This is a genomic window from Mycobacterium sp. NGS66 (assembly GCF_059812225.1).
On sequence record NZ_JCALCG010000018.1, the window covers coordinates 42,208 to 55,899 of the forward strand.

At 66.5% G+C, this 13,692-nt stretch carries 10 protein-coding genes; 3 read left to right on the forward strand and 7 right to left on the reverse strand.

All coding sequences use genetic code 11. From position 1 onward, the window contains the following. Positions 1-7: 7 nt before the first annotated feature. A complete protein-coding gene (gene pth / locus AC5Y2L_RS25540) occupies positions 8-583 on the forward strand; it encodes an aminoacyl-tRNA hydrolase (protein ID WP_499938033.1) in 576 nt (191 codons plus the stop codon). A gap of 67 nt (positions 584-650) precedes the next feature. Here pth and AC5Y2L_RS25545 read toward each other — a convergent pair whose 3' ends face one another. The 5 genes from AC5Y2L_RS25545 to AC5Y2L_RS25565 form a co-directional block, all read right to left on the reverse strand. Next, positions 651-2,285, reverse strand: a complete 1,635-nt coding sequence (locus AC5Y2L_RS25545) for a fatty acyl-AMP ligase (protein WP_499938031.1) — start codon at positions 2,283-2,285, stop codon at positions 651-653. A gap of 258 nt (positions 2,286-2,543) precedes the next feature. Then, positions 2,544-3,497: a 4-(cytidine 5'-diphospho)-2-C-methyl-D-erythritol kinase gene (locus AC5Y2L_RS25550; RefSeq protein ID WP_499938030.1), complete on the reverse strand. Its 954-nt coding sequence runs from the start codon at positions 3,495-3,497 to the stop codon at positions 2,544-2,546. An 84-nt stretch (positions 3,498-3,581) separates the two neighbouring features. Then, positions 3,582-4,493 (reverse strand): 16S rRNA (adenine(1518)-N(6)/adenine(1519)-N(6))-dimethyltransferase RsmA, encoded by a 912-nt coding sequence (gene rsmA, locus AC5Y2L_RS25555; RefSeq protein ID WP_499938097.1) that lies wholly within the window; start codon positions 4,491-4,493, stop codon positions 3,582-3,584. After that, positions 4,457-5,575, reverse strand: coding sequence for a resuscitation-promoting factor (locus tag AC5Y2L_RS25560; RefSeq protein WP_499938096.1), 1,119 nt, complete (start codon positions 5,573-5,575; stop codon positions 4,457-4,459). Before AC5Y2L_RS25560 ends, rsmA begins: the two co-directional genes overlap by 37 nt. 179 nt (positions 5,576-5,754) lie before the next feature. Further along, positions 5,755-6,615, reverse strand: coding sequence for a TatD family hydrolase (locus AC5Y2L_RS25565; protein ID WP_499938028.1), 861 nt, complete (start codon positions 6,613-6,615; stop codon positions 5,755-5,757). Positions 6,616-6,635: 20 nt separating this feature from the next. Between AC5Y2L_RS25565 and metG the strand changes: the two genes are divergently transcribed. Further along, on the forward strand, positions 6,636-8,192 hold the full coding sequence (metG, locus tag AC5Y2L_RS25570; protein WP_499938026.1) for a methionine--tRNA ligase: 1,557 nt from the start codon (positions 6,636-6,638) through the stop codon (positions 8,190-8,192). Here the strand turns inward: metG and AC5Y2L_RS25575 are convergent. Continuing rightward, positions 8,165-8,869: a DUF6875 domain-containing protein gene (locus AC5Y2L_RS25575; RefSeq protein WP_499938024.1), complete on the reverse strand. Its 705-nt coding sequence runs from the start codon at positions 8,867-8,869 to the stop codon at positions 8,165-8,167. The two genes, metG and AC5Y2L_RS25575, sit on opposite strands and share 28 nt — an antisense overlap. Then, positions 8,856-12,824 (reverse strand): non-ribosomal peptide synthetase, encoded by a 3,969-nt coding sequence (locus tag AC5Y2L_RS25580; protein WP_499938022.1) that lies wholly within the window; start codon positions 12,822-12,824, stop codon positions 8,856-8,858. The genes AC5Y2L_RS25575 and AC5Y2L_RS25580 overlap by 14 nt, the downstream gene beginning before the upstream one ends. Before the next feature lie 493 nt (positions 12,825-13,317). Between AC5Y2L_RS25580 and AC5Y2L_RS25585 the strand changes: the two genes are divergently transcribed. Continuing rightward, complete coding sequence (locus tag AC5Y2L_RS25585; RefSeq protein WP_499938020.1) at positions 13,318-13,680, forward strand: PAS domain S-box protein; 363 nt, start codon at positions 13,318-13,320, stop codon at positions 13,678-13,680. Positions 13,681-13,692: the final 12 nt, after the last annotated feature.

Consider the following 13,692-nt stretch of genomic DNA (forward strand, 5'->3'; position numbering starts at 1 on the left):
GACAAAAGTGGCCGAACCCCAATTGGTGGTCGGCTTGGGGAACCCGGGAGAGAACTACGCCCGAACGCGGCACAATCTGGGGTTCATGGTCGCCGACCTGCTGGCAGCACGCCTGGGTGCAAAATTCAAGGCGCACAGGCGTTCCGGCGCCGAGGTCCTGACGGGCCGGCTGGCGGGGCGCTCGGTGGTGCTGGCCAAGCCCCGCTGCTACATGAACGAGTCGGGCCGCCAAATCGGCCCGCTGGCAAAGTTCTACTCCGTCCCGCCGGCCGACATCATCGTCGTTCACGACGAGCTCGACCTCGAGTTCGGTTCCATCCGGCTCAAGTTCGGCGGCGGCGAAGGCGGGCACAACGGGGTGCGCTCGGTGGCGTCTGCGCTGGGTACCAAGGACTTTCAGCGGGTACGCATCGGGATCGGCCGCCCGCCTGGACGCAAAGACCCGGCCGCCTTCGTCCTAGAGAACTTCACCGCCGCCGAACGCGCTGACGTCCCAACCATCTGCGAGCAGGCGGCCGACGCCACCGAGTTGCTCATCGAGCTCGGGCTGGAACCCGCGCAAAACCGCGTCCACGCCTGGTAATGCCGAGCAGACGCAAAATCCCCCATTTCGGCACGAAATCGGGGGATTTTGCGTCTGTTCGCCCTACTTAGGTGACCAGCATCAGGGAGTTGGACCGGCGCAGCTTGCCCGACGGGGTCTTCGGGATGGTTCCCGGACCCAGCACCACCACGTTGCGGGGCCGCACGTCGACCTCGGCGAGCACCTCGTGCGCCACCTGGTGCTCGATGCGCCGCACCTCGGCCGGGTCTTCGAAAGCGTTCGACTCGACCGCTACGGCAAACGTCTCGCGGGAATGTCCGGCGTCGAGCCGCACGGCCACCGCGCAACCCGGACGGACACCCTCGACCCGGCCGGCGGCCCGCTCGATGTCGGTCGGGTAGATGTTCCGGCCGGCCATGATGATGACGTCTTTGACGCGGCCACACACCACGACGTGACCGTTCTCCATCAAATAGCCGAGGTCACCGGTGTCGTACCAGCCGTGTTGGTCTTGCGCCGGCAGGAATCCGCCCATCGTGATGTAGCCGGGGGTCACCGACTCACCGCGCAACTCGATCACCCCGACCCCGCGGTGCGGCAGGATGTTGCCGTCGTCGTCGACGATGCGGGCCTCGATGCCCTGCAGCAGCGGCCCCAGTGAGGCCAGCCGGCGGGTGTTGCCCTTGGTGGCCGGCACCGCCCGACGCAGGGCGGCCAGCAGGTCGGCGTCGACCTCGTCGACGACCAGGCCGGCGCCGCACTCGGAGAACGCCACCGCGAGCGTGATCTCGGCCATCCCGTATGCCGGCAGGATCGCTCCGGGGTTCAGGCCGAACGGCCTACCGGCGTCGACCAAATCCTCGACGTCTGCAGGCTCCACCGGCTCTGCACCCGACAGCGCGAAGCGCAGCGTCGACAGGTCGAATTGCCCCGGCTTGGCCTGCTTGCGCAGCCGCTTGGCGAACAACGAGTACGCGAAGTTGGGGGCCGCCGTCATCGTGCCCTGGTACTTGTCGATCAGCTTGGCCCACAGCAGCGTGTCCCGCATGAAGTCCATCGGGGTGACCTTGACCAGCTCGCCACCGAAGTACATCGGCACGGTCAGGAAGCCGATCATGCCCATGTCGTGGAACAGCGGCAGCCAGCTGACCATAACGTCGGTCTCGGCGTTGTACTCGGCGCTGATGAACATCGCCTCGAGATTGGCGAACAGGTTGCGGTGCGTGATCTGGACGGCCTTGGGCGAGCCGGTCGAGCCCGACGTCAACTGCATCAGCGCCAAGTCGTCCTCGCCGACCTCGATGGGGTCGATCGGCTCCGACGCCAGCAGCTGCTCAACGGTCAACACGGTGATGCCACGCTCCTGCAGCACCGGCGCGGCGGCCAGGAAGGGCTCGGAGACGACCACGGCCTTGGCCTCGATCATGTCGACGACGGTCGTGGTGTCCTCGGCCCAGATCGCCAGGTCGGTGCGGGGGGTGGGCTGGTGCAGCATGGTCAGGCTGGCGCCGCGCATCCACAGGCCCTGGGCAGTCGGCGCGATTTCGACCGGCGCACCCGCGAGCACACCGACCCCGTCGCCGCGTCCGATGCCGGCCGCCGCCAATCCACCGGCGATCCGTCGCGCGCGCTCGTGCACCTCGCCCCAGGTGTGCCGGACCGGGGTGTGTGGCTCGCCGGTCACCATGCCCTTGGTGGTCTCGCGCGCGTTGCGGAACATCTTCTCGGTAAATCTGCTCACAACCAACTCCTCGGTTCCGGCACTTTTCCCAAGGTCCGGGATCTCATGCTCCGCCTGCCGAGCTCCACATTCTCGCAGGCGCGCGCACACATTTCGGGCGCGGTTATGTCTCGAAACAATGCTGAGCCGACGAACGCAAGCGCGGACCGCCCAGCGGAGCACACTTGCCGATCGTCATTCGTCACCGCGGGATATCTTAAGCTCCTCTTAAGGAACTGCCAAACTATGACGCGAGGTGAGTGCTAACTCACACGCCGATCATCTGGAATCCGCGGGCGCGGGCACCACCCGGGCGCCGGCCACCGGCCCGGTGGCCACCCGAACGCTGCGGCAGACACCCGCCCCGGACAACTGGGTACCGACGTCGATCGCCGACGCCTCGGAGGCGCACAGGAACGCGCAGGTCGGTCCCGACCCGGAAACGATGCCGGCCAGCGCGCCCGCCTCCACGCCCGCCCGTAACGCCCGCCGCAGCGTCGGGTCCAGGCTGACCGCGGCCGCTTGCATCTCGTTGCCCAACAGCGGTGCCAATTGTTCTGGATCCCCGGCAGCCAAGGCCGCCAGCACCGGGCCCGGTTCGTCGAGTCGGGGCGGATCGCCGGCAGCGCGCAGGCGGTCCAGCTCGGCGTACACCGCCGACGTGAGCAACTCGCTGTCGGCAAAGGCCAGCACCCAGTGGAACGTGTTACGGGACAGCACGGTGGCCAGCTCCTCGCCGCGGCCGGTACCCAAGGCGGTACCGCCGTGCAGCGCGAACGGCACGTCGCTGCCCAACCGCGTCGCGAGCGTGCGCAGGTCGCGACGGGGCAGCGCGAGTTCCCACAGCGCGTTCATGCCGACCAGCACCGCCGCCGCGTCCGCGCTGCCGCCTGCCATCCCGCCAGCGACCGGGATGGCTTTGTCGATCATGATCGACACGTCGGGCGCGCGGCCGACGTGTTCGGCCATCAGCTCGGCCGCCTGCCAGGCCAGGTTGCGTTCGTCGGTGGGCAACGTGTCGGCGCCTTCGCCGACGATTTCCAGCGACAGCACGTCGGCGTTGCGCACGGTCACCTGGTCGACCAGCGAGACGGCATGGAAAACGGTCGTCAGCTCGTGATAGCCGTCCTCGCGACGATCGCCGACCGCCAGGTAGAGGTTCACCTTGCCGGGCACCCGCACGGTCGCCGACCCGGTGGGCACCCACAGCTCAGCGGTGTTGCCCTCAGACATCGATTTCCCGGAGGCCGGCCACCGCAGCAGACTATCGCTGCCGGCAACGGAGCCACACGCGACGGGCCGAAAGGCCGCGGGGGGTTACCCGGCCGCGGCGGCGTTGTCGGATCGCTGCAGGAGCCGGACGAAGTCGTCGATGGACAGTGTCTCGCCGCGGCGAGCCGGGTCGATGCTGGCGGCGAGCAGTCGAGTCGCCGACTCGTTGCCCGAGCCGGCCCACTGGGCGAAAGCATTGCGAGATGTCTTGCGCCGCTGCGCAAACGCAATATCCACCAGCTCGAACACTCCGCGGCGGAAGGCTTCGTCAGCGGGCCACGGGGAGGTCGTATACCGGTCGATGCGCACCAGCCCGGAGTACACCCGCGGGATCGGCCAGAACACCGTCGGCGACACCGTCCCACAGCGACGCACCCGGCCGAAGAATCGCACTTTGACGCTGGGCACGCCGTATTCCTTGCCGCCCGGCTCGGCGGCCAGGCGCTCGGCGACCTCGGCCTGCACCATCACCGTCACGGTGCGGATGGACGGGAACTCCGCCAGCAGATGCAACAACGCCGGCACCGCGACGTTGTACGGCAGATTGGCGACTACCGCTGTCGGCGGCTCGGCAGCCAGATCGTCACGGCGCAGCGTCAGCACGTCCCGGTTCAGCACCGTCAGCCGCTGGATTTCGCTGTGCGAGTGCTCCGCGACGGTCTGCGGCAGTCGCTCGGCCAATACCGGGTCGACTTCGACCGCGGTGACGGTGGCGCCGCGGTCCAGCAACGCCAGCGTGAGCGAACCGAAGCCGGGCCCGACTTCCAGCACTACGTCGGAGCGGCCGATCCCGGCGGTCGACACCACGCGTCGCACCGTGTTGGCGTCATGGACGAAGTTTTGTCCGAGCGATTTTCGTGGCCGGAATTCGAGTTCTCTGGCCAGCCGCCTGATCTCGGTGCGCCCGAGCAGCCGGATGGTCAGTGTGCGCCAGCCCGTCCGCTGCACACCGGCCAGGCGCCCCAGCCCTGGCGCTGCTGCGTCACCTGAGCGATGGCGATCTGCTCCTCACGGGTGGCCAGGTCGGCGCGCGGGGCGAATTGCAGCCCGCCGTTGCGTTCCCAGGTGCCCTGGTCGAATTGCACACCGCCGTAATACCCGTTACCGGTGTTGATCGCCCAGTTTCCGCCTGCCTCGCAGCTGGCGATGGCGTCCCAGATATCCCCGTTGGATATCGGCGGTAATTCCGTGCCGGGCTTGGTCCCGATCCGCACCACCGCTTCGCGGGCCGGCGTCACCACCACGTTGGCGACGGGCAGCCGACCGGTCTCCACGCCGTTGACCAGGGCCACCGCGAAGGTCACATCCTGCACCCCCGGGCTGCCGGGGTCTTCGACGATCTGCCGACTGGCATTGAGCTCCGGGTCCTCGATGCGACGAGAGCTCGGCGGCAGCGGGACGCGCTCGGTCACCCGCTGGATGCGGTGCCGGGTCACCTGAATTTCCATACCGTCGACGATCGGCGACGTCGCGTTGGGCACCACCTCGTCGCTGTCCTGCAGCGCTGCGCCGGCGGCATTCAACAGCCCGGCCACATTCGGTGCCGGCAGGTGCACCGTGCGCACCGCGCCGGCATCGTTGATCTTCACGGTCTTCGCGCTGACCACCGGCAGGGCCATGCCGCTCAACGGAACCCGGCTGCCGCGCGAGGCGGCGGCCGGGGCGGTGTCGGTCATCGCGAGCTGGGCAAGTGCCTCGTCGACGGTCGATGCCGTGGTCCAGACCTGCCGGGACTGTTGGCCGTCCAGTGAGATCTGCAGCGGCCGGCTGCGTCTCAGCACGATGTTGTCGGCGTTGTGGACTTGCACGTCGGCGGCGGGATACAGGTCGTCACGCTCGCCGACGGTGAAGCCGTTCTCCTGGACGATGTCGATGACCCGGGACTTCATGGTCGTCACCCGCAGCACGGTCCCGTCCACGGTCAACGTCACCTTTTTGGCCGTCGAGATGGCGTAACCACCCGCGAACGCGAGCGTCAACAGCAGCCCTCCGACGAGTAACCGCAGCGCCGGCGACGGGGTTTGATTCAGTTTTGCCAGAACACCTAACGATCGCTTATCCCCGACTTCAGCAACCAATTCATCGACCTTTTCGTGCTTTACGCGCCAAAAAAGGGCCCGGCGGCCCACCTCTACGATCACAAGACGGTAACGAATCGGCCAAGACTCGGCAACTCCGACGGCCGCGCGCGGATGAATGTCAAGCAAACGCCGACGAATTACGCGGTCGGTGGCTCAAGCCCATAGACCCGAGCGGCGTTGCTCGTGGTGATTCGCGCCAACTCTACGTCAGAGCTGTCCACCAGCTCGGCAATGGCACGCACCGTATAAGGAAGACAGTAGGGTTCGTTGGCTGAGCCGCGGTAGGGATGAGGCGCCAGGAACGGCGCGTCGGTTTCCACCAGAAGCTGCGCGGCGGGTATCAGCGGGACGGCTTCGCGTAGCGCACGCGCGTTGCGAAAGCTCGCCGTCCCGGACAGGCTGAGCAGCCACCCGGCGTCGACGCACCGGCGAGCCATGGTGCTGCCGGACGAAAAGCAGTGAAAGATCACCGTCTCGGGAGCGCCCTCGGCGGCCAGCACGTCCAGCACTTCCGAGTCGGCGTCGCGGTTATGGATCATCAGCGGCTTGCCGGTCCGCTTGGCCAGATCGATATGCCAGGCGAAGGCCTCACGCTGCGCGGCCGGCTCGGCGCAACCCTCAAGGCGGCCCGGCCAATACATGTCCATGCCGGTCTCGCCGATGGCCACCACCCGCGGATGAGCCGCCAGTCGCTCGATCTCGGCACGGGCGTCGTCGGTGAGCGCGTTCGCGCGCGTCGGGTGCAGCGCCACCGCGGCGTACACCCGCGGGTCCCACTCGGCGGCGCGGGTCACCCAGCGCGCCGAGTCCAGGTCGTCGGCGATGGTCACCACCGCCACCACACCGACCGCCGCCGCCCGCTCGACGATGGCTCTGACATCTGCGGCGCCCCCGGCACCACAGGCATCCAGGTGGGTATGCGCGTCGACCAACGGCGCCAGCGGCTCGGGAGCGGGAGGCGGCCGTCGGTCACCGGACCGGTTGGAGCTCACGCGCACACAATAAGGTGGACTTCGCGATGAAGCCCTACTACATCACCAACGCGATCACGTACCCCAACGCCGCACCGCATTTGGGGCACGCATACGAGTTCATCTCCAGCGACGTCATCGCAAGATTCAAGCGCCTCGACGGCTTCGACGTGCGTTACTTGACCGGCACTGACGAGCACGGGCTCAAAATGGCGCAGGCTGCGGCGGCCGAGGGGCTGCCCACCGCCGAGCTGGCTCGCCGCAATTCCGATGCGTACCAGCGCCTGCAGGAGATGCTGGACATCTCGTTCGACCGGTTTATCCGTACCACCGATGCCGACCATCACGACGCGGCCAAGGAGATCTGGCGACGCATAGAAGCGGCCGGTGACTTCTATCTAGACAGCTACGCCGGCTGGTACTCGGTGCGCGACGAGCGGTTCTTCGTCGAATCAGAGACCGCCGAGGTGGACGGAATCCGGATCGCCGTGGAAACCGGCACCCCGGTGACCTGGACCGAGGAGCAGACCTACTTCTTCCGGCTGTCGGCATATGCCGACAAGCTGCTGGCCCACTACGAGGCCAACCCGGACTTCATCGGACCCGAGGTACGGCGGAACGAGGTGATCAGCTTCGTCTCCGGCGGGCTGCACGACCTGTCCATCTCGCGCACCTCGTTCGATTGGGGGGTGCAGGTGCCCGGGCACCCCGATCACGTCATGTACGTCTGGATCGACGCGCTGACCAACTACCTGACCGGGGTCGGCTTTCCCGATACCGATTCGGAGTCCTTCCGCCGCTACTGGCCGGCCGATTTGCACATGATCGGCAAGGACATCATCAGGTTTCACACCGTCTACTGGCCGGCGTTCTTGATGTCGGCGGGAATCGAGCTGCCGCGCCGGGTTTTCGCGCACGGGTTCCTGCTCAACAGCGGCGAGAAGATGAGCAAGTCCGTGGGCAACATCATTGACCCGGTCGCGCTGGTCGACAGGTTCGGGGTGGATCAGGTGCGCTACTTCCTGATGCGCGAGGTGCCCTTCGGCCAGGACGGCAGTTACAGCGACGAGGGCATCATCACCCGGATCAACACCGACCTGGCCAACGAGCTGGGCAACCTGGCCCAGCGGTCGTTGTCGATGGTGGCCAAGAACCTGGGCGGCGTGGTGCCCGAGCCGGGCGACTTCACCGCCGACGACACCGGGCTGCTGGCCATTGCGGATGGCTTGCTGGATCGGGTGCGCGCCCATTTCGACGCGCAGGCAATGCATTTGGCGCTAGAGGCGATCTGGCTGATGCTCGGCGACGCCAACAAGTACTTTTCTGCGCAGCAGCCGTGGGTGCTGCGCAAGAGCGAGGCCGAGGCCGACCAGGTCAGGTTCCGCACGGTGCTGTACGTCACCTGCGAGGTGGTACGCATCGCGGCGCTGCTCGTGCAGCCGGTGATGCCGACGTCTGCCGGCAAGCTGTTGGACTTGCTCGGCCAGGGTGAAAGTCAGCGTTCGTTCGCCGCGATCGGACGGCGGCTGGCGCCCGGTACCGCGCTGCCGGCGCCCACCGGCGTTTTCCCGCGCTATCAGCCGCCCGGCGACGACGTCGAGTGAGCGGGAATTTCGATTTCTGCTGACGTGCCCGAGCGAGCGGGTAGCGGGGTGTGCGGCGCGAATCGCTCGACGTAGGCAGCCATCCAGTTCTCGTCTCCGCGGAGGAATGGATAGTCGGTGACCACCATGTGCCGCACGGCCAGCATCGGGAACGGTGCGTCCAACGGCCTGAAATCCGGGTTGTGCAAGCCCTTTTCCTGATGGCCAGGGTAAAACTGGCCGACCATCAGGCCGCGCTTGACGAACGCGTTCTTGCATTCGTCCTGGACCGCATCGATCTGGCCGAAATCCGTCACCTCGGGAAAGACAACGACGACGGCTTTGTAGATGGACTCCGGGCGCTCGACGGGCGGAAGTGTGGGCAGGGTCGCTGCGATTTCCTCGAGCAGGCCGACCATCCTGTCGTGGTCCAGGTTGTTCCCGCGGACGAATGCCATCCAGAACAGGTTCTTCTTGATCGAGGTGCCGGTGAACGGGCAGACCGCACCCGTGCGCCCGAGGTTCGGGTGAGACTTGCTCAACCAGTTCTTCGCCCAATGCCTGACGGTTTCGAACTCCTCCTCCGACGCTGCCGGCGGGACAGCATCGGCCAGCGTGGACAGCAGCACCGAAGGCTCGCCGATATCCCTTCTCAGGGTGGGCCGAAACGTCCTGAACCGCAACCTATTTCGCTGCATAGGTGCTCACCATCTCAGCCGCGTCAACAAGATCCGGGGCGCTGGCGCCCGCGCGTTGCCGCGTTGCCGTCGCAGGCTGTCCGGATGTCGATTCCCTCGCTTTGACAAGCGACTCGAGCATGATCGTTGCGAGCACTCCCGCTTGAGGCTGCTGAAGCAGCCCGGCATGGTCACCGGCAAGACGATCCGCAGCCAGGGGTCCCTCGTGAAATGCGCTCCAGCCCAACAACTCTTCCGCTGCGGATGCTGCGGAGGCCTCGCTCATGAACAGGTGCATCGGCACCTGATGTCCGGGCTGCCGATAGCGGCCTGCCATATATGCAGCGCCGCGGCAGTCGAAGTCGCGCTGTGCCCGCAGCGAACCGCCCTTCAGCGCTCGAACCGCCACCTCGGCATGTTCGGCCCATCGCTCGCCCGCGAGCCTTTCGCATAACCGGCCCAGCCGCGATCGCGATATCGGCGGCGTCGTCGATGGTGCCTCGATGTCCACAATGCCCAACCAGTCGATGTGCCGGCCCGCATGGCTGGCCTGCCGGGCCACCTCGTAGGCCAGGAGGCCGCCGAGCGAATAGCCGGCCAGCACAAGCGGACCGGCGGGCTGCCGGTCGCGTATTACCGAAAACGCTTGTCTGGCATGGTCTTCGACGGTGACCGATCGGTCGAACCGACCACCTGGCTGTTCGGGGATCAGCACGTGTACCGGCTGCGCGACACCCCACTGCGCGGTGAAGTGTCGCACGCTCATCGCCGAAGCGAGATCGGAAAAGATGAAATGCAGTGGAGGGCTGGGTGTTACGTCGTCTGCGGCGGGGCTTTCGGCGTCGAGTAAGCTCGCCAGTCTGGCAACGGTCCGACCGCCATCGACGAACGCTGCTACCGACAGCTCGACGCCGAATTCGCGCGCAACGTCAGACATCAAGCGGGCGGCCAGCACGGAATGACCGCCCAAATCATAGAAATCCGAGTGGACGTCGGTGACGGGCATGTCCAGCAGGTCAGCCCACAGCGCGGCGAGGCGCCGTTCGGTGTCGGTCCGCGGAGGCCGGGCGCCGACTCGGCCGGTTCCCGGCCGCGATGGCGGTGCGGGCAGAGCGGCGTAGTCCAGCTTGCCACTGGTGGTTGTCGGCAACGCGCTGAGATACACGAATGTGCTGGGAACCATGTATTCGGGCAACCGGCGGCGCAGCCAATCACGCGCCTCGGCGTCGCTCGGGCGCCCGCGCTCGCCAACGATGTACGCGATCAATCGCTTTTCGCCGTTGGGTGCCTCGCGACCGACCACGGCGCACCCTGCCACGTCTGGGTGCTCGCACAGGGTTGACTCGATCTCGCCCGGCTCTATGCGAAAGCCGCGGATCTTGAGCTGGTCGTCGTAGCGGCCCAGGTGTTGTAACCGGCCGTCGGGTAGGAACCTGCCGCGATCGCCCGTCCGGTAAATCCGCCCGCTGTTGAAGGGATCGTCGCCGAATCGGCGTTCATTCTCGTCGGGACGATTCAGGTAGCCACGACCGACCCCGACGCCGCCGACGACGATCTCGCCGGGAACACCGACCGGTTGCAGCTGGCTGCGCGCATTGGTGACATACACCCGCACGTTCGCCAGCGGTCTGCCCACCGTGATGATGTCGCCCGCGGCCAGCCTTGCGACGCTGGTGCCGGCCGTGGCCTCGGTGGGGCCGTAGCCGTTCCAGACCCCTGCGCACCGTTGCAGCAGGGCCTCGGCCAGTCCGGTGCTGAGCGTTTCACCGCCGGCCGCGGCTCTGAGCCGCCGATCGCCCGGCCAGCCCGCGGCGACGAGAGCCCCCCAGGTGGTTGGGGTGGCGAACATGAAAGTCGCGCCGCTGTGCGCCATCAACCGGCTCAGCGCAGCCGGGTTGACCGCTTGCGGTGCGGTGGCCAGCACCACGCGCGCCCCACACACCAGCGCACAGAAGATGTCGAAAAGCGCCATGTCGAAACTGATGGACGACACCGACAGCACCGTGTCGCAAGCAGTTATGCCGAACTCCCGACACAACTCTCGGGTCAGGTTGCTGACGCCGCGATGCTCGATCAGGACCGGCTTGGGGCGACCGGTAGATCCCGACGTGCAGATCACGTAGGCGAGATCGGCTGACGACACCATCGTCGACGAGGCATCCGGGTCCGGCTGGTAGGCCGCTACGTCCGCCAAGTCGATGACGGTCGCGGTGAGGGCGTCCCTGCCCGTCGGCAGCTCACCATCGGTCAGAATGATGCTGGGCCCAATATCGTTGAGGCAGAACATGTTCCGTGCCGCTGGTTGCTGGGGATCCAGCGGCAGAAAGGCCGCGCCGGATTTGAGGACTGCCAGAATGGCCGCCACCACATCGGGCGTGCGGTCCAACACCAGCGCCACCACGGTGCCGGGCCCGGCGCCCGCCCGCATCAACGACGATGCGATGACCGCCGCGCGGTCGTCCAGCTGCCGATAGGTCAAGGCGGCTTCGCCGACCTGCACCGCTATCGCATCGGGCGTACGTTCCACCTGCGCGCCGATGACCTCATGCACGCACTGCGAAAAGATGCCGTCGTCGGTGCTCCGATTCCAACCCAGCTGACGTCGGCGCTCATCTGGGGTAACCAGGTCGTGTTGGGCCAGCGGCACTTGCGGCTCCACCGCGACGGCATCGAGCAGACGGAGCCAGTGAGATGCCATCTCGCGTGCCGTGTCAGGGTCGAACAAATCCGCATTGAAGACGAGCCCACCGCCAATGCTTCCGTCGGACCGCTCATCCAGCTCAATGCTCATGTCGAACTTCGCCGATCCCACGGCATGCCGAACGACGGCGTCCATCGCATGGACCGACCACCCGTCAGCAGGCGATATCAGCGGCTGAAAAAGCAACATGGTTTGAAACAGCGGGCTAGCGCACGGGTCTCGCCCGAGGCCGAGCTCAGCCACCAGCGTGTCGAATGGCACCGCATCGTTGAGCGCATCGGTGATCACCCGGCGGATCCGGCCTACCAACGCGGTGAAGCTCTCTTCGCCCGAAACGCCACATCTCAAAACCACCGGTGTCACGCAGTTGCCGGCCACCGACGGCATGTCGTCGCAGTCGCGCAGATCATGTGCGCTGCCAAAGACGACGTCGAACGAGTCGGTGTACAGATGTAGCCACCATGCATATGCGGCCGCCAGCGCGTGAAAAACGGTCGCGCCGGTCGCCTGAGCCGCCCGCCGCAGCCCTTGCACGGTGCTGTGTTGTATCGCAAGCGGAATCGTCCCGCCGGCGAAAGACGGAGCTGGCGGCCGGGGGTGATCATGCGGCAGATCGCTTGGTGTGCAGCCGGCAAGCCTGCTGCGCCACTTGGCAATGCGTGCGGCTACCTGCTGACCCCGAACCCAATCGAGCTCCCATTTGGTGTAGTCGGCGTACTGCGCCTGCGGCTCGGGCAGCGCCAGCGGCTTGCCGCTGGCGTAGCTGCGGTACAGGGCCGTCAGCTCGGGGAAAAGCACTCGTTGCAGCGTCGTCTCGTCGAACACCAGATGGTGGACGCCCAGCTGCAGCCGGTAGTCATCCTCGGCGATGCGGATCAGCCGCGGCCGAATCAACGGTCCCTCGGCCAAGTCATAGGGACGCGACGTGTCGGCCGCGGCGATCTCGGTGGCTCGGTGCACGGCGTCTTCGCGACTCAGGTGCGTCAAATCAACGAGGGGCAGCGAGACTTTCGTCGGCTTCCGGACGAATTGGTGCGGCACACCGGCGATCGTTCGAAAAGTCGTGCGCCACACTTCATGTCTTGCGACCACATCGGTGAGCGCGCGGCGGAGCGCTGCTACGTCGAGGGCGCCCTGCTTGCGGATGGTGACCAGCTCGTTGTACGCGGGTGGGTTCGGCGCGAGCCGGCTGAGATACCACACTCGAGCCTGGGAGACCGACAGCGGCAGCGTCGACGATCCGGGCCGTCCGCCGACGGAGCATGTCTCGGTCACGGGAGGCTCACCCATCGCTCGCCCTGCATGGCCCCGAGTGCCGCGTCTTGGCCGTCGTCAGGTACCACACATGCTCCTCCTGTGCGGGGCGGCCGGCAGATACGGCGGTACATTCCCGCAACAGGACCATACCGACTATGCGCTGATACACTGCTTATACATACCATATCGCTGTAAATCCGCGAGTTGTCAAGATTTGAGTATCATGTGCGCCACCCCCGATGGACCAGGCAGCGGGCCCGGAGCGGGTCGACGAATAGGCGGTGGCCAGCGGGCGCCAATGCCGCGGAGGGACCGGCGATCCCGGCGTCGGGGCCGCGTAGGGCACGGCGGGCGTTCCGAGCGGACTGGGTGGGCCGAACGCTGGCGGTAAAAGTATTGCAGTGCAGCAGAGTTCAGAATTCCGTGGAGAAACCGTCGGTAGCGTTTGACGCAATGGGTAATAATCGGCCTCGTGGAACGACGACGCAGCCGGCAACAATCCGAATCTCCAATGACCACGTTGGAGCAGTTGCCGGCGCTGGTGATTCTGGAGCGAATTCCGGTTCCGGTGCTGGCCATCGGCAGCGACGGCAGCATTATGTTCGCCAACACCGCCTTCGCGGAGATGGTCGGCCGCGAGCCGGAAGAGGTCTTGTCACTGCGGTTCCACGAGATTTTCCATCAGGCGCCGGTGTCGGAATCCTTGCTTTCCGTCGTTCACGCGCTGGCGAACATGGTGGTCGAACTGGCACACAAGGACGGCTCGGTGGTGCGGGCGTTGATGAGCAAGTCCGCAGCCATGCGCGCAGACGATCGGTTCGCCCTCGCGACGTTCCAGGATTTGACCGAGCAGTTGTGGGAAGACGGGCACTGACCACGCCGCCGA